Raw genomic sequence first — 24,258 nt, forward strand, 5'->3', positions numbered from 1 at the left:
GTAGCTGAAGATGACGGTTTGTCACATAAAAAAAGCGGGATAGTTGATTAAAAACAGAACAACGAATAAAAAATGCCCCGCCAAAAGCGGGGCATTTTCACTATAACCGACTTACTCTACAGTAACCGATTTAGCCAGGTTACGCGGCTGATCCACATCGGTGCCTTTAATCAGCGCCACGTGATAAGCCAGCAACTGCAGCGGAACAGTGTAGAAGATCGGTGCAATGACCTCTTCCACATGCGGCATCTCAATGATGTGCATGTTTTCGCTGCTAGTGAACCCAGCATCCTGATCGGCGAAGACGTATAACTGGCCGCCGCGGGCACGAACTTCTTCAATGTTGGATTTCAGTTTTTCCAACAGTTCGTTGTTCGGTGCAACCACGATAACCGGCATATCGGCATCAATCAGCGCCAGCGGGCCGTGTTTCAGTTCGCCAGCGGCATAAGCTTCAGCGTGAATATAAGAGATCTCTTTTAACTTCAGCGCGCCTTCCAGCGCAATCGGATACTGATCGCCACGGCCAAGGAACAGCGCATGATGTTTGTCAGAGAAATCTTCCGCCAGAGCTGCGATACGTTTGTCCTGAGACAGCATCTGTTCAATGCGGCTCGGCAATGCCTGCAGACCGTGAACGATCTCCTGTTCGATTGACGCATCCAGGCCTTTCAGACGAGACAGTTTCGCCACCAGCATCAACAGAACTGTCAACTGAGTGGTAAATGCTTTCGTCGAAGCCACGCCTATTTCAGTCCCGGCATTGGTCATTATCGCCAGGTCTGATTCACGCACCAGAGAAGATCCCGGTACGTTACAGATAGCCAGCGATCCCAGATAGCCCAGATCTTTAGACAAGCGCAGACCCGCCAGGGTATCCGCCGTTTCACCAGACTGGGAAAGAGTGATCATCAGGCTGTTACGACGCACAGCTGATTTGCGATAGCGGAACTCGGAAGCGATTTCCACATCACAGGAAATACCTGCCAGCGACTCGAACCAGTAGCGGGATACCATACCTGAGTTGTACGAGGTACCACAGGCGATAATCTGGATATGCTCCACCTGAGACAGCAGCTCGTTGGCATTCGGACCCAGCTCGCTTAAATCCACTTCACCATGGCTGATACGCCCGGTAAGGGTGTTTTTAATCGCGTTCGGCTGTTCGTAAATCTCTTTCTGCATGTAGTGGCGGTAAATACCTTTTTCGCCAGCATCATATTGCAGACTGGATTCGATATCCTGACGTGTCACTTCTTCGCCAGACTTATCGAAAATAGAGACCGAACGGCGGGTCACTTCCGCAATATCGCCTTCTTCAAGGAAGATAAAGCGACGGGTAACCGGCAGCAGCGCCAGCTGATCGGAAGCGATAAAGTTCTCACCCATCCCCAAGCCAATAACCAGCGGGCTACCAGAACGTGCCGCCAGCAGGACTTCCGGGTTACGGGTGTCCATGATCACCGTGCCGTATGCACCGCGCAGTTGCGGGATAGTCCGCAGCACAGCTTCACGTAGGGTTCCGCCCTGTTCCAGCTCCCAATGCACCAGGTGAGCAATCACTTCGGTATCGGTTTCAGAAACGAAGGTGTAACCACGCGCTTTCAGCATTTCGCGCAGTGGTTCATGGTTTTCGATGATGCCGTTATGCACCACCACAATATGTTCAGAAACATGCGGATGCGCGTTCGCTTCTGAAGGTTCACCATGGGTCGCCCAACGGGTATGAGCAATACCTGTGCCGCCATGCAACGGATGTTCTTCCGCAGCAGCGGTAAGCATCTGTACTTTACCCAGACGACGCAGACGGGTCATGTTGCCTTCAGCATCGACAACTGCCAGACCGGCAGAGTCATAGCCACGATATTCCAGACGACGTAAACCTTCGAGAAGGATTTCAGCTACATCACGCTGCGCGATAGCGCCAACAATTCCACACATATTTTATGATTCCGAATTTAGGCATTATGCCTGTCGTTGTCGGTCAACCTGTTTACCCTTCGTCTTTCACGCCGTTGCTGCGTTGGCTGCACTTGTTCACTCCGGTCACTTACCTCAGTAAGCTCCCGAAGATTCCCAGGTTTGCCGCCTTGCTAAGGCGCGAAATACTTTGGGCAATGCCCGTATTCCGGGCTCCCCGAGCCTTGTAGAGAGTGGGGTTATTTTTATAGTTACTGCTATTGGGAGGGAGATATATATTTACCTCCTCATCCCTCTGTCTGCCTGATGATGGCTACGCCTTATCAGGCCTACAAAACTAAAATTATTTTTTCTTCACCGGACGTTTCCAGCCCTGCTTATGGACCTGCGGCACGCGGCTTAAAACCAGTTCATTATCGGCGATATTTCGCGTAACGGTAGTTCCGGCTGCGATAGTCGCGCCCTTACCCACGGTAACAGGAGCCACCAGCTGAGTGTCTGAACCAACAAAAACATCGTCGCCAATAATGGTTTTAAACTTATTGGCACCATCGTAGTTACAGGTGATCGTACCCGCACCGATATTCACATTATCGCCAATTTCCGCATCGCCCAGATAAGTCAAATGACCGGCTTTAGAGCCTTTACCCAGACGCGCTTTTTTCATTTCGACGAAGTTCCCTACGTGCGCGCCTTCCTGCAGTTCGGCTCCCGGGCGCAGACGCGCGAAAGGTCCGATAGTGCAAGCAGCGTCCAGGCGTGCATCTTCAACCACACTGTACGGACTAAGCTCACAGTCATCACCAATCACGCTGTTTTTGATGATGCACCCTGCGCTTATCTTCACGCGGTTCCCGAGCGTTACGTTACCTTCAATGATAACGTTAGTATCAATTTCAACATCGCGCCCGTGAATAAGCGTACCGCGCAGATCAAAACGAGCCGGATCGCGCAGCATAACCCCCGCCAACAGCAGTTTTTCAGCCTGTTCAGACTGGTACACGCGCTCCAGACGGGATAGTTGTAAGCGGTTATTCACGCCTTCCACTTCACTGAGTCTGTCAGGATGAACGGCAGTGATCTCACGACCTTCCTGCCAGGCAAGCGCTATGATATCGGTGATGTAGTATTCACCCTGCGCATTGTTGTTAGTCAATTTTGACAGCCAGCGCTTCATGTCCGCGCCGTTGGCAATCAGAATACCGGTGTTGATTTCCTGGATCTGACGCTGCTCGTCGGTAGCATCTTTATGCTCTACGATACCGGTGACTTTACCGTCATCACGCGTAATGCGCCCATAACCGGTTGGGTCGTCCAGTTTTACCGTTAATAAGCCGATACCACCCTGCGGTTTTGCATCACGCAAGCGTTGTAACGTAGTAGTGGAGATTAGCGGGACATCGCCATAGAGCATTAAAATGTCTTCGTCATCACCAAAGAATGGCGCTGCCTGCTGCATCGCATGGCCGGTTCCCAACTGCTCTGCCTGCAAAACCCAGTTAAGGTTGCCTTCTTTCAGTGTCTGCTTAAGCAAATCACCACCGTGTCCATAGACCAGGTGTACATGAGTTGCCCCTAATTCATTAGCAGCATCAATGACATGCTGGACCATCGCCTTTCCCGCGAGAGTGTGCAGCACTTTAGGGAGATCGGAATACATGCGTGTACCTTTGCCAGCGGCAAGGATCACGACGCTCATAGCACTATTCAACATACACGTCCTGACTTAAATTTGAGAACGAATTTATACCGTTTCACATTGAAATTACTACATTTTTTTCATCGTGAAATGGGCCGAAGATAAAACGTTCAATAGGAGAAAATACCTACCTGTTAATCAACTATTTTCATCTATATCGGCGTCTTTTGTCTCCCCGAAACCAGGAGTCTGTACCTATTAAAGCCTTAGGTTAATGTTTTTGCTATTTTTTTGCCTAATGAATAAAGAATTTAGTACATAGCACGCGATTTTATCGCTCAAATTCAGCCGGCAGCAGCAAAATACCTGCGAGTCATGATTTCAGACTATGCAGACAAAAATAGATAAGACAACTTGCTGTATTTAAGGGGAAAAGTACGAGAACAGGGAGTGAGACGACTGACGGCGCTTGCTTACAAACCACATTAAGCACAGCGCCACATTGCAGGCAGGGTATTACAGATTGAACATGCCGAAAGAAACGTTCATGTTGCTGAAAAGGGCGATGATTTTGTTGATCAATTTCATGTTGGTATCCTGTTTTTATCTGAGTTAATTATGTGACACTCATCACAAAAACAAGTCTACGCTTCATTTTTTAATCGATCAATATTTACGTGATACAGATCACATAAATATTAAAATAGCTTTTCAGCTTATATAACTTAAACCACAGGCATAAAAAAACCAGCCTGAAATCAGACTGGTTTTTGTGTTTTCAAGCCGGTGTTACATCGCTTTTTTGGTCAACTCGATAACGCGCAATTTCGCGATCGCTTTGGCCAGTTCCGCAGATGCCTGAGCGTAATCCACGTCACCGTGAGAGCTCTTAATGTGCTCTTCAGCCTTACGTTTCGCTTCCAGGGCTCTCGCTTCATCGAGATCCTGCCCGCGAATCGCGGTATCAGCCAGTACGGTCACGTTGCCAGGCTGCACTTCAAGAATGCCGCCGGACAGGTAGATAAACTCTTCATGACCGAACTGTTTAACGATGCGGATCATACCAGGCTTAATGGCGGTGAGCAGTGGGGCATGCCCTGGGAAAATACCCAGTTCACCTTCACTACCCGTTACCTGGATTTTTTCGACCAGACCAGAGAACATTTGTTGCTCTGCGCTGACGACGTCCAGGTGGTAAGTCATTGCCATATCACCCTCCGATTAAGGCGTTAAAGTTTTTTGGCTTTTTCCACGGCTTCGTCGATAGAACCAACCATGTAGAACGCCTGCTCTGGCAGGTGATCGTATTCGCCTTCCATGATGCCTTTAAAGCCACGGATGGTGTCTTTCAGGGAAACATATTTACCTGGGGAACCGGTAAATACTTCCGCGACGAAGAACGGCTGGGACAGGAAGCGCTGGATCTTACGCGCACGTGCTACCACCAGTTTATCTTCTTCAGACAATTCATCCATACCCAGGATGGCGATGATGTCTTTCAGTTCCTGATAACGCTGCAGCAGGGACTGTACGCCACGCGCAGTGTCGTAGTGTTCCTGACCAACAACCAGCGGATCCAACTGACGGCTGGTGGAATCCAGCGGGTCAACTGCCGGGTAGATACCCAGAGATGCGATCTGACGGCTCAGTACCACGGTTGCATCCAAGTGAGCAAAGGTGGTTGCTGGGGATGGGTCAGTCAAGTCATCCGCAGGTACGTATACCGCCTGAACGGAGGTGATAGAACCAGTTTTGGTAGAGGTGATACGTTCCTGAAGAACACCCATCTCTTCCGCCAGAGTCGGCTGATAACCTACCGCTGATGGCATACGACCCAGCAGTGCGGATACTTCCGTACCGGCCAGGGTATAACGATAGATGTTATCGACGAACAACAGAACGTCACGACCTTCGTCACGGAACTTCTCAGCCATAGTCAGACCGGTCAGAGCAACGCGCAGACGGTTTCCCGGCGGCTCGTTCATCTGGCCATAAACCAGGGATACTTTATCCAGAACGTTAGAGTCGGTCATTTCGTGGTAGAAGTCGTTACCCTCACGAGTACGCTCACCAACACCTGCAAACACGGAGTAACCGGAGTGTTCGATCGCGATGTTACGGATCAGCTCCATCATGTTTACGGTTTTACCTACACCCGCACCACCGAACAGACCAACTTTACCGCCCTTCGCGAACGGACACATCAGGTCGATAACTTTGATACCGGTTTCCAGCAGTTCCTGAGAGCTGGACAGCTCTTCATAGGACGGTGCTGCGCGGTGGATAGCCCAACGCTCTTCTTCACCGATATCGCCTTTCATGTCGATCGGGTGACCCAGAACGTTCATGATACGACCCAGGGTTGCTTTACCTACCGGGACTTCGATCGGATGTTCGAGGTCTTTAACTTCCAGACCACGACGCAGACCGTCGGAAGAACCCATGGCGATGGTACGCACGATACCGCCGCCGAGCTGCTGCTGAACTTCCAGCACCAGGCTCTCATTACCATTCATAACCTCAAGAGCATCGTACACGCGCGGTACGGCATCCTGAGGGAATTCGACGTCAACCACGGCGCCGATTACCTGGACAATTTTTCCAGTAGCCATCTTGAATCCTCTACGAATTAACCTGGTTATACCGCGGATGCACCACCGACGATTTCGGTGAGTTCCTGAGTAATGCTGGCCTGACGAGCTTTGTTGTATACCAACTGCAGCTCTTTAATCAGGCTGCCGCCATTGTCGGTCGCGGCTTTCATCGCCACCATACGTGCGGCCTGCTCGCTGGCCAGGTTTTCTACCACACCCTGATAAACCTGAGATTCAACGTAACGACGCAGCAGAGTATCCAGCAGCGGTTTCGGGTCTGGTTCATACAGGTAATCCCAGGCTTTTTGTTTTAACTCTTCATCTTCTGATGCCGGTAACGGCAACAGTTGGGTAAGAGTTGGCACCTGAGACATGGTGTTAATAAATTTGTTGCTGACAACGTACAGTCTGTCCAGACGGCCTTCATCGTAGGCCTGCAGCATCACTTTAACCGGACCGATCAGTTCGGACAGGGAAGGGTTATCCCCCATACCGGTTACCTGAGCAACCACGTTACCGCCAACGGAGTTAAAGAAAGACACGCCCTTAGAGCCGATCATTGCGATGTCGCACTGAACGCCTTTATCGGACCATGTTTTCATATCTGCCAGCAGTTTTTTGAACAGGTTAATGTTCAAGCCGCCACACAGACCACGATCGGTCGACACCACCAGGTAGCCCACGCGTTTAACGTCGCGTTCTTCCAGGTAAGGGTGCTTATATTCCAGATTACCATTCGCAAGGTGACCAATCACTTTGCGCATGGTCTCTGCATAAGGACGGCTGGCCGCCATGCGATCCTGCGATTTACGCATTTTGGAAGCGGCGACCATCTCCATCGCTTTAGTGATCTTCTGCGTGTTCTGGACGCTTGCGATCTTACTACGTATCTCTTTTGCGCCGGCCATGAGCTTCTCCTCAATGCCTTGCGGTCCGTCCTAGGACAGACCGCCAGACGTTACCAGGACTGGGTTGCTTTGAAGGAATCGAGGATAGCTTTCAGCTTGCCTTCGATTTCATCGTTATAGCCACCGGACTGGTTAATCTCTTGCATCAGCGGAGCGTGGTCACGGTCGACGTAAGCCAGCAGAGCAGCTTCGAAACTACCGATTTTCGCCAGTTCCACATCTTCGAGGTAACCGCGTTCAGCCGCAAACAGCACCACACCCTGCTGTGCTACAGACATTGGGGCATACTGTTTCTGCTTCAGCAGTTCAGTTACTTTCTGACCGTGGCTCAGCTGCTTACGCGTAGCTTCATCCAGGTCGGAAGCGAACTGAGAAAACGCTGCCAGTTCACGATACTGTGCCAGTGCGGTACGAATACCACCGGACAGTTTCTTAATGATCTTGGTCTGCGCTGCGCCACCTACACGAGATACGGAGATACCTGGGTTAACTGCCGGACGAATACCGGAGTTAAACAGGTTGGTTTCCAGGAAGATCTGACCATCAGTAATGGAAATTACGTTGGTCGGAACGAACGCAGAAACGTCACCCGCCTGGGTTTCGATAATCGGCAGAGCGGTCAGGGAGCCGGTTTTACCTTTAACTTCACCATTGGTGAACTTCTCAACGTATTCCGCGTTAACGCGGGATGCGCGTTCCAGCAGACGGGAGTGGAGGTAAAATACGTCGCCCGGGAATGCTTCACGTCCTGGCGGACGACGGAGCAGCAGGGAAACCTGACGGTAAGCAACGGCCTGTTTGGACAGGTCATCATAAACGATCAGTGCATCTTCGCCGCGGTCACGGAAGTATTCGCCCATTGCGCAACCGGCATATGGCGCCAGATATTGCAGTGCAGCGGATTCAGACGCGGTTGCCACAACAACGATGGTGTTGGACAGTGCGCCGTGTTCTTCCAGTTTACGAACCACGTTAGAAATAGTGGACGCTTTCTGGCCAATAGCCACGTACACACATTTGATGCCGGAATCGCGCTGGTTGATGATCGCATCGATTGCCATCGCGGTTTTACCGGTCTGACGGTCACCGATGATCAATTCACGCTGACCACGACCGATTGGGATCATAGCATCAACGGATTTATAACCGGTCTGTACCGGCTGATCGACGGACTGACGTTCGATTACGCCCGGAGCGATAACTTCGATTGGCGAGAAGCCATCGTTATCAACCGGACCTTTACCGTCGATTGGGGAACCCAGAGTGTTCACCACACGACCCAGCAGGCCACGGCCAACCGGAACTTCCAGAATACGACCCGTACACTTAACCTTCATGCCTTCGGCGAGGTCAGCGTATGGACCCATCACAACTGCACCTACGGAGTCGCGCTCCAGGTTCAGTGCGATTGCGTAACGGTTACCCGGCAGGGAAATCATCTCACCCTGCATACAGTCGGCAAGGCCGTGGATGCGGATAACACCGTCACTTACAGAAACAATAGTACCTTCGTTGTGAGCTTCGCTCACAACACTGAACTGAGCAATGCGCTGCTTGATCAGTTCGCTGATTTCGGTGGAATTCAGTTGCATGCTCCAGTCCCCTTAAGACTGCAAGACGTCTGCAAGGCGTTCAAGACGGCCGCGTACGCTGCCATCAATGACCATATCACCCGCACGGATGATTACGCCTGCCATTACAGACTTATCGATTTTGCAATTCAGCTTAACTTTGCGTGACAGACGTTTTTCCATCGCTGCACTAATCTTCGTAAGCTGTTCATCACTCAGTGCATTGGCAGAAGTAACTTCTACCTCAGAGATCGCCTCACTGGCTGCACGCAGGTGAATAAACTGCTCAAGAACATCCGGGAGCGCATTCAGACGGTTATTTTCAGCCATCACCTTAATCAGGTTTTGGCCGTTTTCGTCCAGCTGCTCACCGCAGACTGCGATAAACGACTCAGCGAGCGTTTCCGGCGCCAGCGCGCCAGAGAGAAGCTCTGCCATTTGTTCGTTTTTCGTCACCTCAGCGGCAAACATCAGCATATCTTGCCAACGGTCAACGCTTTGGTGCTCAACGGCAAAGTCAAAAGCTGCTTTGGCGTAGGGGCGAGCTACCGTAATAAATTCAGACATCAGCCCCTCCCTCCTTACAGTTCAGCGACAAGTTTGTCCACGATGTCGCTGTTAGCAGCTTCATCCACGGAACGTTCGATGATCTTCTCGGCGCCAGCAACAGCCAGGATAGCAACTTGCTTACGCAGCTCTTCGCGAGCACGTTTACGCTCGGCTTCAATTTCCGCCTGCGCTTGTGCCACGATTTTAGTACGTTCCTGCTCTGCTTCAGTTTTGGCTTCGTCCAGGATCTGAGCGCGACGTTTGTTCGCCTGCTCGATGATTACCTGAGCTTCCGCTTTAGCCTTTTTCAGCTGGTCGGTCGCGCTGGCCTTTGCAAGGTCAAGATCCTTATGTGCTCGTTCCGCAGAAGCAAGACCGTCAGCAATTTCTTTTTGACGTTTTTCGATGGCAGCCATTAACGGCGGCCATACGTACTTCATGCAGAACAGAACGAACAGGACAAACGCGATGGCCTGGCCGAGGATTGTTGCGTTAAGATTCACAGCACAATGCCTCTATCTAGTTAACGTTCTGATATTGCTTTTAATTCAAGCAACGCTTACTACGCGACAGCGAACATCACGTACAGACCCAGACCTACAGCGATCATCGGGATAGCATCCACCAGACCCATAACGATAAAGAACTGAGTACGCAGCAGAGGAATCAGATCAGGTTGACGCGCTGCGCCTTCCAGGAATTTACCCCCGAGGATGCCGATACCGATCGCAGCACCGATTGCCGCCAGACCCATCATCACAGCGGCAGCCATGTACAGCAGATCCATATTCAGGTTTTCCATGACAGTCTCCAGTTTGTTTCAGTTAAAACGTAGTAGTGTTGGTAAATTAATGCTCTTCAGACGCCATCGACAGATAGACAATCGTCAGAACCATGAAGATGAAGGCTTGCAGCGTGATAATCAGTATGTGGAAAATGGCCCATGGCACATTCAGGATCCACTGTGACCACCACGGCAACAGACCAGCAATCAGAATGAAAATCAGCTCACCAGCGTACATGTTGCCGAACAGTCGCAGACCAAGAGAAACTGGTTTGGACAGCAGGCTTACCCCTTCAAGGATTAAGTTGACAGGAATGAACGCCCAGTGATTGAACGGCTGCAGCGTCAACTCTTTCGTGAAGCCACCGATGCCTTTCATTTTGATGCTGTAGAACAGAATGAGGATAAATACGCCCAGCGCCATAGACAGGGTGATGTTCACGTCAGCAGACGGAACCACACGCAGAGCTGGCAGACCAAAGATATGCTCACCGATGTACGGCAGCAGGTCGATAGGCAGTAAGTCCATCATGTTCATCAGGAATACCCAGACGAAAATCGTCAGGGCCAGCGGAGCAATCAGCTTGCTTTTGCCATGGTACATGTCTTTCACGCTACCATTTACAAAGCCGATTACCAGCTCAATCGCGGTCTGAAATTTACCTGGTACGCCGCTGGTCGCCTTTTTGGCAACGCTACGGAACATAAGCAGGAACAACAGACCCAGAACCACCGAGAAAAACATGGAGTCAATATTGAGCGTCCAGAAGGTGGCTGGGGGGTTGTGCGGATCCACCAGCGAGAATGTACGCAGGTCCAACTGAAGGTTGTTCAGATGGTGTCCTATGTAATCCTGCGGCGTCATATTTTCTGAAGCCATGATGCCTTTACCCTTTGTTGTTAATTACAGCCGGCGCCAGTATCTGAACCACCAGCACCAAAACCCACGTAACGATCAGCGGTAAGAATACCGCCTTCAAAACCGCCAACGCCACCACCAGCAAAACCAGCATCGCTAACACCTTGAAGGCTTCGCCGAAGGCGAACGACCAGGCAACTCGGCCCTTTGCTGGTGTATGCGCCTGGTGACGCCAGGCAAATATCATAAACAACATATTCGGCAGTAACACTGCCAAACCCCCGCATAATGCGGAGATGCCCCAGAAAGGGTCTTTGAGGCTAAACAGCAATCCACTTGCTATTACCGCCAGAAGCTGTGTGAGCAAAAGCTTACGAGCAACGTTTCGACTCAAGAGCGACATAGACATCACGTTTTTACTCCTGCTCCCTTCGAGGTATGCCGCGTGTCGTATAAAACGTTCTTTATGGCTTAGAGTCAAGCATCAAAAAGCGGTCAAATTATACGGTGCGCCTTCGTGATTTCAAACAATAAGTAGCTAAAAAGTGAATAAATGTTTAAATATTTTTCTCTGGGCCTCATTTATTACTTTTCGGCAAACTGTGAACGATCATGCAAAACTGCAAATACCGCGTAAACACTGGCGATAAAGCGTGCACCAGATCACATATCGAACATATTCACCTTCGCATAATTTATTTACGTGGCAAATGATGCCTTTTCATCTTTTTGATATTTAAGCGTAAAAATCGTCACTGTTTTAGAAATAGCGCCTAACAACAAAAAAACCACTCATTGACATTTATAATAAAAAATTAACACAAAACGGTAATTCTTACGTTCTATTTTTAGCAGACTGATATTTTCACAGTTGACTTGTTTCGCATTTAACAAAAAACGGTACGTTATAGTTATGATGCAAAACAGTAAGGCACAGGTGAAATGTAACAACATTTAACCCCACTACACCCTCCAATTTTTAACACCTGAAGCACCGCTTTTTTTCTATTTTTTTTGACAAATATTAAATTTTGTTTGGCTTAATAACCACCAGATGGCGTTCACCGTCCAGCTGTGGAACCCGTAATTTTTCAACAGACTCGACGCTAAATTCAGCAGGTAGAGAGGCTATCTCATCTTCAGGCAACTGTCCCTTTAACGCGTAAAAACGCCCGTTTTGACCGGGTAAATGATGACACCAACTCACCATGTCGTTAAGCGACGCAAAAGCACGGCTTATCACCCCATCAAATGGAGGTTCAGAAGGAAACTCTTCAACCCGGCTCTGTACAGGGGTGATGTTAGTAAGCGCAAGCTCATGTTGCACCTGGCGCAGGAAGCGAACACGTTTCCCCAGGCTATCCAGCAGCGTAAAATGGGCGTCAGGACGAACTATGGAGAGCGGAATGCCCGGCAGACCAGGGCCAGTACCAACGTCAATAAAGCGCTCCCCCTGCAAATGAGGTGCGACTACGATGCTGTCCAGAATATGGCGCACCAGCATTTCATTGGGATCCCGCACCGATGTCAGATTGTACGCTTTGTTCCATTTGTGCAGCATATCGACATACGCAATCAACTGATTTTTCTGGTGATCGGTAAGCGAAATACCAGCATCAGCCAGCAGACGAGAGAGTTTGTTGAGCACGGCAGTTACCTGTCTATAAAATTTGCCCGGTGGTGTTTTGCTTACCAGGCTAACGAATCGGTAGGGCGGGTAAACAAAACGCACCCGCCAAAATTGGCTTTACGCGCTGCGGCGCAGCATACCTTGTTTTTTCAGCCATACCAGCAGAATGGAGATGGCCGCAGGTGTCACACCAGAAATACGTGATGCCTGACCAATCGACACAGGTTTGTGATCATTAAGCTTGGCAATAACTTCATTCGATAAACCGGAAACCTGGCGATAGTCCAGAGTCGCAGGCAACAAAGTGTTTTCATTACGTTGCTGCCGGTCTATTTCATCCTGCTGACGGGCAATATACCCTTCGTATTTAACCTGAATCTCAACCTGTTCTGCGGCCTGTGCATCGTCAAGACCCGGGGCGAACGCAGACAAAGATGTCAGCTGTGCGTAGGTCATATCCGGGCGACGCAGAAGATCTTCACCACTGGCTTCACGTGACAGAGGAGTCGCAAGGTGAGCGTTCACTTCAGCGGCAGACTCAGCTAACGGGTTCACCCAGGTCGATTTAAGACGTTGACGTTCTTGTTCGATGCGCTCCAGTTTTTCATTGAAACGCGCCCAGCGTTCGTCATCCACCAGACCCAGCTCGCGGCCCATTTCTGTCAGACGGAGATCGGCGTTATCTTCACGCAACATCAAACGATATTCCGCACGTGAGGTAAACATACGGTACGGTTCTTTGGTACCCAGTGTACAAAGATCATCGACTAATACGCCAAGGTATGCCTGAGAACGTGCAGGAGCCCAGCCTTCTTTGTTAGCTGACAGACGGGCAGCGTTCAGGCCAGCAAGCAGACCCTGTGCCGCGGCTTCTTCATAACCTGTCGTGCCGTTGATTTGTCCGGCAAAGAACAATCCCTGGATAAATTTGCTTTCCAGAGTGGGTTTCAGATCGCGTGGGTCGAAGAAGTCATACTCAATAGCATAGCCGGGGCGAACGATTCTCGCGTTTTCCATCCCCTGCATAGAGCGAACAATCTGCATCTGTACATCGAATGGCAGGCTGGTGGAGATGCCGTTCGGGTAAATTTCGTTGGAAGTCAGTCCTTCTGGTTCGAGGAAGATCTGATGTTGGTTACGATCGGCAAAACGCATTACTTTGTCTTCGATCGATGGGCAGTAACGTGGACCAATGCCTTCGATCACGCCAGCATACATTGGACTACGATCGAGGTTATTTCGGATCACGTCATGGGTTTTCTCGTTGGTATGCGTGATGTAGCAAGGTACCTGATTGGGATGCTGCGAGGCGCTACCCATAAACGAGAAAACCGGCATTGGGTTATCGCCGTGCTGCTGCGCCAGTACGCTGAAATCGATAGTACGGGCATCAATGCGCGGTGGTGTTCCGGTTTTGAGGCGGCTCACACGCAGCGGGAGTTCACGCAAGCGACGTGACAATGGAATAGACGGCGGATCGCCAGCACGGCCACCGCTGTAGTTGTCCAGACCGATATGTATTTTACCATCGAGGAAGGTACCCACGGTCAGAACCACTGCTTTGGCGCGGAACTTCAAACCCATTTGAGTAACGGCACCAACAACACGATCGTTTTCAACAATCAGATCTTCAACCGCCTGCTGGAAGATCATCAGGTTTGGCTGATTCTCCAGCGCAGTGCGTACAGCCTGCCGATAGAGCACACGATCCGCCTGAGCACGGGTAGCTCGGACGGCCGGTCCTTTGCTCGCGTTTAGTATCCTAAACTGAATGCCGGCATGGTCGATCGCTTTGGCCATCAGCCCACCAAGCGCATCCACTTCTTTTACCAGGTGTCCCTTCCCAATGCCGCCAATGGCCGGGTTGCAGCTCATCTGCCCCAGCGTGTCGATATTGTGTGTCAAAAGCAGAGTCTGCTGACCCATCCGCGCCGCTGCCATTGCGGCCTCGGTGCCTGCATGACCCCCGCCAATGATGATGACGTCAAAAGGATCCTGATAAAACATGGTAATTGCCTCGCATAACGCGGTGTGAAAATGGATTGAAGCCCGGGCCGTGGATTCTACTCAACTTTAGTCGATGGAGAAAGACCTGGGATCCTGGGTATTAAAAAGAAGATCTTTTTATTTAGAGATCTGTTTTATTGTGATCTCTTATTAGGATCGCGACTTTCTGTGGATAAGGGCGATCCTTTGAATAAGATCAACAGGTTGTTGAGGATCATTAGCTGTGAATGATCGGTGATCCTGGTCCGTATAAGCTGGGATCAGAATGAAGGGTTATACACAACTCAAAAACTGAACAACGGTTGTTCTTTGGATAACTACTGGTTAATCCAAGCTTACTACCAGAGTTATCCACACTCGATCGCACGATCTTTACACATTTTTGAGTAAATTAATCCAGGATCCCAGCCAAACTTCCGCTGGATCCTCCGGAATATCGTGTTCAAGGACATTGATCCTGAGTGTTTCGCCGATCTGTTTTGCACCAGACGATGTCAGTTCAGCCTGTAATTTGTCGATCGCGCCACAGAAGGTGTCATATTCGCGGCTGCCAATACCAATTGCACCGAAACGAACCTGAGAAAGGTCTGTTTTCTGAGACTGAAGATCTTTATAGAAAGGAAGCAGGTTATCCGGGATGTCTCCAGCTCCGTGTGTTGAGCTGATCACCAACCAAATACCAGAGGTAGGGAGCTCCTCTACTTGCGGTCCGTGCAGTGTTTCGGTTGAAAAACCTGCATCTTCCAGCTTTTCAGCCAGATGTTCCGCAACGTATTCGGCACCACCAAGGGTACTACCGCTGATAAGAGTAATGTCCGCCATATGAGCCCATCCTGATAAAGAGGGGCTATTGTACGCTGTGAGTGAGCTGGGATCTACCTGTGGAAAAGCAGGGAATTAAAAAAAACGATCATGGGCGGATTGTACGCATAATCGGGTTCTGCAGGACGATCAAGGTTTCAGTGGACTGAATTTCGTCAATTGTTTGGATCTTGTTGATAAGTACCTGCTGTAAGGCGTCAATGGAGCGGCACATTACCTTAATAAAGATACTGTAGTGGCCGGTGGTGTAATACGCCTCCGTCACTTCATCGAGACTTTCCAGTCTGGCCAGCGCAGACGGGTAGTCTTTCGCACTTTTCAGGATGATGCCGATAAAGCAGCCGACGTCATAACCCAACTGCTTAGGACTGACATCAATACGCGCGCCGGTAATTATCCCGGCTTGCTTCATCTTCTCTACGCGCACATGGATCGTACCGGGGCTGACGCCAAATTGTTTGGCCAGTTCTGCGTATGCGGTGCGGGCGTTTTCCATCAGGGCGTCAAGAATGCCGCGGTCCAGATTGTCGATCTGATAATTTTCCATAGGTTTTTCTTATGTAGATTAATGATTCCATCTATTTTAGCGTTTATTTTTAACGAATCAAAATCGAACATGGCTTTTTGTTTGTTGATTATTGAATATTGCCCTCATTCTGTTGCTTAATCATAGGCAACAGGACACAGGAGTAAAAATAATGAAAACCGCTTACATTGCCAAACAACGTCAAATTAGCTTCGTGAAATCTCATTTTTCTCGTCAGCTGGAGGAGCGTTTAGGTCTGATCGAAGTACAGGCCCCGATCCTCAGTCGTGTAGGAGATGGCACGCAGGATAACTTGTCGGGCTGTGAAAAAGCGGTGCAGGTAAAAGTAAAAGCATTGCCTGACGCCCAGTTCGAAGTGGTTCATTCACTGGCGAAGTGGAAACGTCAAACACTGGGACAACACGACTTCAGCGCGGGCGAAGGGCTGTACACGCACATGAAAGCCCTGCGCCCCGATGAAGATCGCCTCTCTCCGCTCCACTCTGTTTACGTCGATCAGTGGGACTGGGAGCGCGTAATGGGCGACGGTGAGCGTCAATTCTCCACCCTGAAAAGCACGGTAGAGGCTATTTGGGCGGGAATTAAGGCAACTGAAGCTGCGGTGAGCAAAGAATTTGGTCTGGCACCGTTCCTGCCAGAGCAGATCCACTTTGTTCACAGCCAGGAGCTGTTATCCCGTTATCCGGGGCTTGATGCAAAAGGTCGTGAGCGTGCGATTGCTAAAGAGCTGGGCGCTGTATTCCTGGTGGGGATCGGCGGCAAGCTCAGCGACGGTCATCGCCATGACGTTCGTGCGCCGGACTATGATGACTGGAGCTCAGCTTCCGAACTGGGCTACGCTGGTCTGAACGGTGATATCCTGGTGTGGAACCCGGTGCTGGAAGATGCGTTTGAACTTTCTTCGATGGGGATCCGCGTGGATGCTGATGCGCTTAAGCACCAGCTTGCTCTGACTGGTGATGAAGATCGCCTGAGTCTGGAGTGGCACCAGGCGCTGTTGCGTGGCGAAATGCCGCAGACCATTGGCGGGGGTATTGGTCAGTCACGCCTGACTATGCTGTTGCTGCAGTTGCCGCACATTGGTCAGGTACAGTGCGGCGTATGGCCGACACAGGTACGTGAAAGCGTTGCCTCTCTGCTGTAAGTACTAACGCTGCCAGCGTCTGAGCAGGCGGCTTCGCATCCCGGTATCAAAGCGCCAGATATGATCGAAAATGCGCATGATACCGGGTTTGCCATGGGCAGACATTGCGACCGCATGAAAACGGTGCTGGTGTACCCGCTGTAGCTCTCCCACTTTATTGACGACCTCATCAGGCAAGCGCTGAGCGATAAAATCCGAAATAACTACCGCATCGGCATCAAACCATTCTCGCCCCTGCATCCTTTCTATAATGGCGCGAAAACAGCTGGCAATATCTGTACCGCCGCGAAAACGCTGGCTTAGAAAACGGATCGCTTGCTCAATGCCTTGCGCTCCGGACAGCTCATAGCGCACGACTTCAGTTGAAAATAGCATAATGAAGCAGCGGCGGTTATCGGCGAGGGCAACGCGCATCAGCGCCAGGCAAAAGGCTTTTGCGCACTGTTCGTTAAATCCCCCCATTGACCCTGAGGTATCCACGCAGACAATAAAAGGCCCGCGTGGCTGTTCATCAAAGTCCTGATGTACAACCGGACGCTCTGTCACTTTCTCGCGCCATGCTTCACCATGAAGGCGGTAGGTCAGTAGCTGTTTTTCCACCAGCCGACGGTAGAATTCATATTCCAGTTCAGTGATGCCGAGTGTGGCTAATTCTGGCGGCAACAGGCGCAGAATATCGTCACTTTGCTGAATGCCATCAACCTGTTCGGGGACGGTTGCAGGTTCCCGCACCAGGGTACGGAATGTTTCCATCGGCGCATCTTTTCGCGGTACAGATTTCGCTTCCCTGGAGCGCCCCAGTTGCTCGGCCAGACGCTGGAGTTCGGGTTGTTGTGTCAGGAAATCGCCGTATTTCACAATCAACTGATAATCGCCACGTTTGATTTGACCTGCGCTCATATCCCACAAACGGCCTGCGGCATTGTCATTTTCCGCCAGCACTGGATCCAGTTGTCCACTGAGAGTCATCCTCTCCTGTACTTCACTGAGCAGTTGTTCGCGCTCTTCTTCCAGTAGTTGCTGATTCAGCGTTGTGGTTTGAATCACCAGGCTTAAGCGCCAGCGCTGTAGAAAAAGCGTGTGCAGTGCGGGCGTAAATGTACTATTGCTATCGACCAGTTGCTGGGCTTGTCCAGCGTAGGGGGAATGTAGCCGGTGTAACAGCGTTAATATTTGCGGTAACTGGACGATAAACTGCGGGGTGGATAGAAGTTGACTTTGCTGGTAACACATCACCTCTTCTGTCAGTTCCGGCGGTACGCGAGTATCTTTAAGACGGTTGCGTAATGCCTCTCGCCAGCGGGGAAGATCGTTAGCAATGGCTTTCTTTAACCGGGGGAATTTTTCAAAAAATACCGCCAGTTGTGGAGAGGCCAGCAGAGCGAGGATCATCTCTTCGATCATCCCTTCTTCGCTTACTGCCAGCATGATATTTAGCGTATCAAGGGTTAGCATTGTTGCGCCTGTCGGATCTGCTCTCCAACTTCCTGCAGGCTGGCCTCAATACGACCTAACCAGTCACTATGGATAAACAGACATTTTTGCTGTTCGCTAAACCCGCTATGCTGTTGGTGCCACTCGTTGTCGAGCGCTTCAAGCTGCTGTTTTATCTCGCTGGGCATACTCTCTTCAGATGACCCAGGCAGCGCCAGACGGGAGCCTTGTAAACTGACGTCGCGAACCACCAGGTGTTGGGCGCTGTCGACCTCCATATTTAGCGTCTGTGCAAACCCGATCCCGTTTAGTTTTCCACGGATCTCACCGCCTTTCGTAAGCCACTGTTCCAGGGCGCTACGTTCAAACGCAATATGGATCACCTCCATATCGTGCAGTTTTAAGGGTTTTTGTAGCAGTAACGTCAATACGGATGCAGTGACTTCTGGGGGAAGATCATAGTGAGGACGACGGCTGAACATTCCACCCTGACGAATGACGGTGAAGGCAGTTTTATCGCTTTGCTGCTGCTGAAGCTGGATTCGACGCTGCATAATTGCCCCAAGGCGCGTCAGCATCGCCTGTTGTTGCCAGGCGTGTCCGGTCATCAAAACTTCTAGCTGTTGCTGCATCAGATTCAAGCTTTGTGCGTCGTACCACAGACAATCTTTCAACAGAATGAGATCGATAGGAGCGACTGCATCGCGTCCGCTAAAGAAGGCGCTTGCCTGGAGTAAGCGGATCGCTTTCTTCCAGCGACGGTCAGACACGTAAGGGGCGTTTGGTATCGCGTCCAGTTGTTGGCGCAGCGTAAAAATAAGTTCGAATACACGATCAGGAAGCTGGATCGCACCAATGTCTTTTTGCCACTGGTAATACTCTTCATCCGTCACCTGTAACGTCGCTGGGACCGGATTGTCGCTTTCATCTTGTTGGCTTAACAGCATTGAGCGGAAGTTGGCCTTGTCCTGCACCTTATCCAGCCACAAGCGAATCAGCATACGGTCGTACAAGGCTTCCAGACTACTGTCTGCTTCAGGCAGTTCGTTGGAAGCCGCCACCAGCAGACGCATCGGGATTTTTTCTTCGTGCGCACCGTTACGGAAATGGCGTTCGTTAATGGCGGTAAGCAGGGTATTAAGAATGGCCGGGCCTGCTTTCCAGATTTCATCCAGAAAGACGATTTCAGCTTCAGGAAGATAGCCTGCCGTTAAGCGCTCATAGCGTCCTTCATCCTTCAGGGCCTGAATGGACAGAGGACCAAAAACTTCTTCTGGTGTAGAGAAGCGCGTCATCAGGTATTCGAAAGCGCGTGCGTTTTTAAAAGCAAACTTCAATCGGCGAGCTATTAAGCTTTTAGCGATCCCTGGAGGGCCTAATAAGAAAACGCTCTCGCCGCTCAGTGCAGCCAGCAGACAAAGACGGATGGCGTGGCTACGTTCATAAAGTCCCTTTTCCAGCGCATTGCTCAGACGGGAAATTCTTTCCGCTAATAAATGTGGGTGAGCCATAATGAAGTGGCGTCCTTTCGCCAAATGTACTGCGTGAACAGCGAGTATAGCTGTTTCACACCAGGGCAATAATAGACTTAAGGTGCGTTTAATTTTCTTTGAGCCAGATTAATCTGGTCTCATTTAGGGGTACGATTTTGCGATTAATCGTGCATACTGTGCGCCTTTTTGTGGGCCAAGGGACTACGCACACATTTCATATATATATACACTAAATCATTCAGGCTGCATCAAGGCGGCAAAGGAGTGAACCTTCTGAGCTTACATTTGTAAGTTACCGGGGGAGTGCTGCCAACGCGGAGTAGTTTGAAGGATGACGTGTATAAACGAAAGACTAGTCTATGAGCACTGATAATAAGCAATCATTGTCTGCGATTACTCTCGCAGCCATTGGGGTTGTCTACGGTGATATCGGTACCAGCCCGCTTTATACACTTCGTGAATGTTTGTCCGGCCAGTTCGGCTTTGGTGTTGAACGTGATGCCGTGTTTGGTTTTCTCTCGCTGATTTTCTGGCTACTGATCTTTGTTGTCTCTATTAAGTATCTGACGTTTGTCATGCGTGCGGATAATGCCGGTGAAGGTGGGATCCTGACGTTGATGTCGTTGGCCGGGCGCAATACGTCGGCGCGAACAACGTCAATGCTGGTCATTATGGGGTTGATTGGTGGCAGCTTCTTCTATGGTGAGGTGGTGATTACCCCGGCCATTTCGGTGATGTCGGCGATTGAAGGCCTGGAAATCATAGCCCCACAGCTTGATACCTGGATAGTCCCGCTATCCATTATCGTACTTACCCTGCTGTTTTTAATTCAAAAACACGGTACCGGGATGGTGGGTAAGCTGTTTGCTCCCATTATGCTGCTTTGGTTCCTGGTTCTGGCCGTATTAGGCGTGCGCAGTATTATTGCGAACCCGGAAGTACTGCAAGCGCTGAATCCTTACTGGGCAGTGCATTTCTTCATGGAATTCAAAACGTTGTCATTCATCGCATTGGGCGCTGTGGTTCTGTCAATCACCGGTGTTGAAGCGCTGTATGCCGATATGGGCCACTTTGGTAAGTTGCCTATTCGTCTGGCCTGGTTCTCGGTCGTTTTGCCTTCGCTGGTGCTAAACTATTTTGGTCAGGGAGCGTTGCTGTTAAAACATCCTGAAGCGATCAAAAACCCGTTCTTCCTGTTGGCGCCTGACTGGGCGTTAATTCCACTGTTGATCCTTGCTGCATTGGCAACGGTTATCGCCTCACAGGCGGTCATTTCCGGCGTATTCTCTCTGACACGTCAGGCCGTACGTTTGGGATATTTATCACCTATGCGCATTATCCATACCTCCGAAATGGAATCGGGTCAGATCTATATTCCTTTTGTAAACTGGATGCTCTACTTTGCGGTGGTGATTGTCATTGTGAGCTTTGAGCATTCCAGCAATTTGGCTGCCGCGTACGGTATTGCGGTAACGGGAACGATGGTACTGACTTCTATTCTGTCGACCACTGTGGCGCGTAAAAACTGGCACTGGAATAAATACTTCGTTTTCCTGATTCTGGTGGCGTTCCTGTGCATCGATATTCCGCTGTTCTCTGCGAACCTCGATAAACTGATTTCTGGCGGCTGGCTGCCACTTTCGCTCGGTCTGGTGATGTTCACCATTATGACGACCTGGAAGAGTGAACGCTTCCGTCTGTTACGTCGCATGCATGAACATGGTAACTCTCTGGAAGCGATGATTGCTTCCCTGGAGAAATCACCACCGGTACGTGTGCCGGGAACGGCCGTGTATATGTCGCGAGCGCTAAATGTTATCCCGTTTGCGCTTCTACATAACTTAAAACATAACAAAGTGCTGCATGAGCGTGTGATCCTGCTGACGCTACGAACGGAAGATGCGCCGTATGTTCATAATGTGCGTAGGGTGCAAATTGAGCAGCTGTCGCCCACCTTCTGGCGCGTGGTTGCCAGTTATGGCTGGCGTGAAACGCCTAATGTAGAAGAAGTATTCCATCGCTGTGGTCTGGAAGGACTTAGCTGTCGGATGATGGAAACATCTTTCTTCATGTCGCACGAGTCGCTAATCGTGGGTAAACGGCCTTGGTATTTACGCCTGCGCGGTAAGTTGTATCTTCTGCTGCAACGCAATGCGCTACGCGCACCAGACCAGTTTGAAATCCCGCCGAACCGGGTTATTGAACTCGGTACTCAGGTCGAGATTTAATGCAACTGACCCCCTCTTTCATTATGAAAGAGGGGGTTTTGTTTTCATCATCGCAATTTTCTTTTCGTCAAATGATACGGCTTGCGAAACGTTTCGATGGCGATCACATTTTCGTAACGTCGTGGTGGTTTTCTGTGCATCCTTCAGACTAAAATTATTCTCAGCGAAACGTTTCGCTAGTGGGGAAAGAAAATGAAGAAAGGCGCAGTACTCAACTCTGAAATTTCATCGGTGATCTCCCGTCTGGGGCATACCGATACGCTGGTAGTATGTGATGCAGGTTTACCCATTCCGAACAGCACAACGCGTATTGATATGGCATTAACCCAGGGCGTACCTTCTTTTATGCAGGTACTGGATGTGGTTACTCGTGAAATGCAGGTCGAGGCGGCCATTCTCGCGACGGAAATTAAACAACATAATCCGCAACTCCACGAAACGTTGCTCAACCACATTGAGCAACTGCAACAACACCAGGGAAATACCATTGAAATTCGTTACACCACGCATGAACAATTCAAAAAACAGACCGCAGACAGTCAGGCGGTAATTCGCAGCGGAGAATGTTCTCCGTATGCGAATATCATTCTTTGTGCTGGCGTCACGTTCTGAGGCCATCATGAACGCATTACTGCAACTCAAAGGGATCGATAAAGCGTTCCCGGGCGTCAAAGCGCTATCCGGCGCCGCGTTAAATGTCTACCCAGGCCGCGTCATGGCGCTGGTGGGAGAAAACGGCGCGGGTAAATCCACCATGATGAAAGTCCTGACCGGTATCTATACCCGTGATGCCGGTTCTTTATTATGGTTGGGTAAAGAAACCACCTTTAACGGTCCTAAATCCTCTCAGGAGGCCGGGATTGGCATCATTCACCAGGAGCTAAACCTGATCCCACAACTCACTATTGCTGAGAACATTTTTCTTGGCCGTGAGTTTGTAAATCGCTTTGGCAAAATTGACTGGAAGAAGATGTACGCCGAAGCCGACCTGCTGCTAGCCAAACTCAATCTGCGTTTTAAAAGCGACAGGCTGGTGGGGGAGTTGTCAATTGGCGATCAGCAGATGGTAGAAATTGCCAAAGTGCTGAGCTTTGAATCCAGAGTCATCATTATGGATGAACCGACGGATGCGCTGACCGATACCGAAACTGAGTCTTTGTTCCGCGTGATCCGCGAGCTTAAGTCGCAGGGGCGCGGCATTGTCTATATCTCCCACCGCATGAAAGAGATCTTCGAGATCTGCGATGACGTGACCGTTTTTCGCGATGGACAGTTTATTGCTGAACGTGAAGTTGCAACGCTTACTGAAGACTCGCTGATTGAAATGATGGTGGGGCGTAAGCTGGAAGATCAGTATCCACGTCTGGATAAAGCACCAGGCGATGTGCGTCTGAAGGTCGATAATCTGTGCGGTCCTGGGGTTAATGACGTTTCATTCACTCTGCGTAAAGGAGAGATCCTTGGCGTATCAGGACTGATGGGCGCTGGGCGTACCGAACTGATGAAAGTGCTGTACGGCGCGTTACCTCGCTCCAGCGGTTATGTCACGCTTGACGGACATGAGGTTGTCACCCGTTCTCCGCAGGATGGGCTGGCTAACGGTATCGTCTATATTTCTGAAGACCGTAAGCGCGATGGCTTAGTGCTGGGTATGTCGGTTAAAGAGAACATGTCGCTGACGGCGCTGCGTTATTTCAGTCGCGCGGGCGGAAGCCTGAAACATAAAGATGAGCAGCAGGCGGTGGATGATTTTATCCGTCTGTTCAATGTGAAAACGCCATCAATGGAACAGGCCATTGGTCTGCTCTCCGGCGGCAATCAGCAGAAAGTAGCGATTGCGCGCGGGTTGATGACCCGGCCAAAAGTGCTGATCCTCGATGAACCAACGCGTGGCGTGGATGTCGGGGCTAAGAAAGAGATTTATCAGCTTATCAATCAGTTTAAGGCTGATGGGCTAAGTATCATTCTGGTCTCCTCGGAGATGCCAGAAGTATTGGGCATGAGCGATCGAATTATCGTCATGCATGAAGGGCATCTTGGCGGTGAGTTCACTCGCGAGCAGGCCACTCAGGAAGTATTAATGGCTGCCGCTGTAGGCAAGCTTAATCGCGTGAATCAGGAGTAAAAAA

The 24,258-nt window shown here is 50.3% G+C and carries 21 protein-coding genes; 4 read left to right on the plus strand and 17 right to left on the minus strand.

Translation table 11 applies throughout. From position 1 onward, the window contains the following. Positions 1-111: 111 nt before the first annotated feature. The 15 genes from glmS to asnC form a co-directional block, all read right to left on the minus strand. Positions 112-1,941: a glutamine--fructose-6-phosphate transaminase (isomerizing) gene (gene glmS / locus AACS05_RS23590; RefSeq protein WP_045448994.1), complete on the minus strand. Its 1,830-nt coding sequence runs from the start codon at positions 1,939-1,941 to the stop codon at positions 112-114. Positions 1,942-2,263: 322 nt separating this feature from the next. Further along, on the minus strand, positions 2,264-3,634 hold the full coding sequence (gene glmU / locus AACS05_RS23595; RefSeq protein WP_045448996.1) for a bifunctional UDP-N-acetylglucosamine diphosphorylase/glucosamine-1-phosphate N-acetyltransferase GlmU: 1,371 nt from the start codon (positions 3,632-3,634) through the stop codon (positions 2,264-2,266). 714 nt (positions 3,635-4,348) lie between these two features. Further along, positions 4,349-4,768, minus strand: coding sequence for a F0F1 ATP synthase subunit epsilon (locus AACS05_RS23600; RefSeq protein ID WP_005121460.1), 420 nt, complete (start codon positions 4,766-4,768; stop codon positions 4,349-4,351). A gap of 20 nt (positions 4,769-4,788) precedes the next feature. Then, the gene (gene atpD, locus AACS05_RS23605) at positions 4,789-6,171 is read right to left on the minus strand and encodes a F0F1 ATP synthase subunit beta (RefSeq protein ID WP_045448998.1); all 1,383 of its coding nucleotides are present in this window, start codon (positions 6,169-6,171) and stop codon (positions 4,789-4,791) included. Between the two features lie 26 nt (positions 6,172-6,197). Further along, positions 6,198-7,061 (minus strand): F0F1 ATP synthase subunit gamma, encoded by an 864-nt coding sequence (atpG, locus tag AACS05_RS23610; RefSeq protein WP_005121458.1) that lies wholly within the window; start codon positions 7,059-7,061, stop codon positions 6,198-6,200. Between the two features lie 50 nt (positions 7,062-7,111). Continuing rightward, a complete protein-coding gene (atpA, locus tag AACS05_RS23615) occupies positions 7,112-8,653 on the minus strand; it encodes a F0F1 ATP synthase subunit alpha (protein WP_003827026.1) in 1,542 nt (513 codons plus the stop codon). A gap of 12 nt (positions 8,654-8,665) precedes the next feature. Beyond that, a complete protein-coding gene (atpH, locus tag AACS05_RS23620) occupies positions 8,666-9,199 on the minus strand; it encodes a F0F1 ATP synthase subunit delta (protein WP_045449001.1) in 534 nt (177 codons plus the stop codon). 14 nt (positions 9,200-9,213) lie between these two features. Continuing rightward, positions 9,214-9,684, minus strand: coding sequence for a F0F1 ATP synthase subunit B (gene atpF / locus AACS05_RS23625; protein WP_003023796.1), 471 nt, complete (start codon positions 9,682-9,684; stop codon positions 9,214-9,216). A 59-nt stretch (positions 9,685-9,743) separates the two neighbouring features. Continuing rightward, the gene (gene atpE / locus AACS05_RS23630; protein ID WP_000429386.1) at positions 9,744-9,983 is read right to left on the minus strand and encodes a F0F1 ATP synthase subunit C; all 240 of its coding nucleotides are present in this window, start codon (positions 9,981-9,983) and stop codon (positions 9,744-9,746) included. Between the two features lie 46 nt (positions 9,984-10,029). After that, positions 10,030-10,845 carry a F0F1 ATP synthase subunit A gene (atpB, locus tag AACS05_RS23635; RefSeq protein WP_045449004.1) on the minus strand — a complete coding sequence of 272 codons (816 nt, stop codon included), beginning with the start codon at positions 10,843-10,845 and terminating at the stop codon, positions 10,030-10,032. Positions 10,846-10,852: 7 nt separating this feature from the next. After that, positions 10,853-11,233, minus strand: a complete 381-nt coding sequence (gene atpI, locus AACS05_RS23640; protein WP_045449005.1) for a F0F1 ATP synthase subunit I — start codon at positions 11,231-11,233, stop codon at positions 10,853-10,855. A gap of 615 nt (positions 11,234-11,848) precedes the next feature. Then, the gene (rsmG, locus tag AACS05_RS23645; RefSeq protein ID WP_045449007.1) at positions 11,849-12,472 is read right to left on the minus strand and encodes a 16S rRNA (guanine(527)-N(7))-methyltransferase RsmG; all 624 of its coding nucleotides are present in this window, start codon (positions 12,470-12,472) and stop codon (positions 11,849-11,851) included. A gap of 99 nt (positions 12,473-12,571) precedes the next feature. After that, entirely contained in the window at positions 12,572-14,461 is a 1,890-nt protein-coding gene (mnmG, locus tag AACS05_RS23650; RefSeq protein WP_045449009.1) for a tRNA uridine-5-carboxymethylaminomethyl(34) synthesis enzyme MnmG, read from the minus strand. Positions 14,462-14,833: 372 nt separating this feature from the next. Further along, on the minus strand, positions 14,834-15,283 hold the full coding sequence (gene mioC / locus AACS05_RS23655) for an FMN-binding protein MioC (protein ID WP_045449011.1): 450 nt from the start codon (positions 15,281-15,283) through the stop codon (positions 14,834-14,836). 88 nt (positions 15,284-15,371) lie between these two features. Then, positions 15,372-15,830: a transcriptional regulator AsnC gene (gene asnC / locus AACS05_RS23660; protein ID WP_045449013.1), complete on the minus strand. Its 459-nt coding sequence runs from the start codon at positions 15,828-15,830 to the stop codon at positions 15,372-15,374. Between the two features lie 151 nt (positions 15,831-15,981). Between asnC and asnA the strand changes: the two genes are divergently transcribed. Beyond that, entirely contained in the window at positions 15,982-16,974 is a 993-nt protein-coding gene (gene asnA / locus AACS05_RS23665; RefSeq protein WP_045449015.1) for an aspartate--ammonia ligase, read from the plus strand. A 3-nt stretch (positions 16,975-16,977) separates the two neighbouring features. Here the strand turns inward: asnA and viaA are convergent, their stop codons facing one another. Then, a complete protein-coding gene (viaA, locus tag AACS05_RS23670) occupies positions 16,978-18,429 on the minus strand; it encodes an ATPase RavA stimulator ViaA (protein WP_045449017.1) in 1,452 nt (483 codons plus the stop codon). Beyond that, positions 18,423-19,919 (minus strand): ATPase RavA, encoded by a 1,497-nt coding sequence (gene ravA / locus AACS05_RS23675; RefSeq protein WP_045449019.1) that lies wholly within the window; start codon positions 19,917-19,919, stop codon positions 18,423-18,425. Before ravA ends, viaA begins: the two co-directional genes overlap by 7 nt. Before the next feature lie 341 nt (positions 19,920-20,260). Here ravA and kup point away from each other — a divergent pair, with 341 nt between their 5' ends. The 3 genes from kup (at position 20,261) to rbsA (ending at position 24,254) form a co-directional block, all read left to right on the plus strand. After that, complete coding sequence (gene kup, locus AACS05_RS23680; protein WP_045449021.1) at positions 20,261-22,129, plus strand: low affinity potassium transporter Kup; 1,869 nt, start codon at positions 20,261-20,263, stop codon at positions 22,127-22,129. A gap of 192 nt (positions 22,130-22,321) precedes the next feature. Continuing rightward, positions 22,322-22,741 (plus strand): D-ribose pyranase, encoded by a 420-nt coding sequence (gene rbsD, locus AACS05_RS23685; protein ID WP_045449025.1) that lies wholly within the window; start codon positions 22,322-22,324, stop codon positions 22,739-22,741. Between the two features lie 7 nt (positions 22,742-22,748). Then, a complete protein-coding gene (gene rbsA / locus AACS05_RS23690; protein ID WP_045449026.1) occupies positions 22,749-24,254 on the plus strand; it encodes a ribose ABC transporter ATP-binding protein RbsA in 1,506 nt (501 codons plus the stop codon). Positions 24,255-24,258: the final 4 nt, after the last annotated feature.

The sequence above is a fragment of the Citrobacter sp. S-77 genome (assembly GCF_963864895.1).
Classification (GTDB): domain Bacteria; phylum Pseudomonadota; class Gammaproteobacteria; order Enterobacterales; family Enterobacteriaceae; genus Citrobacter; species Citrobacter murliniae.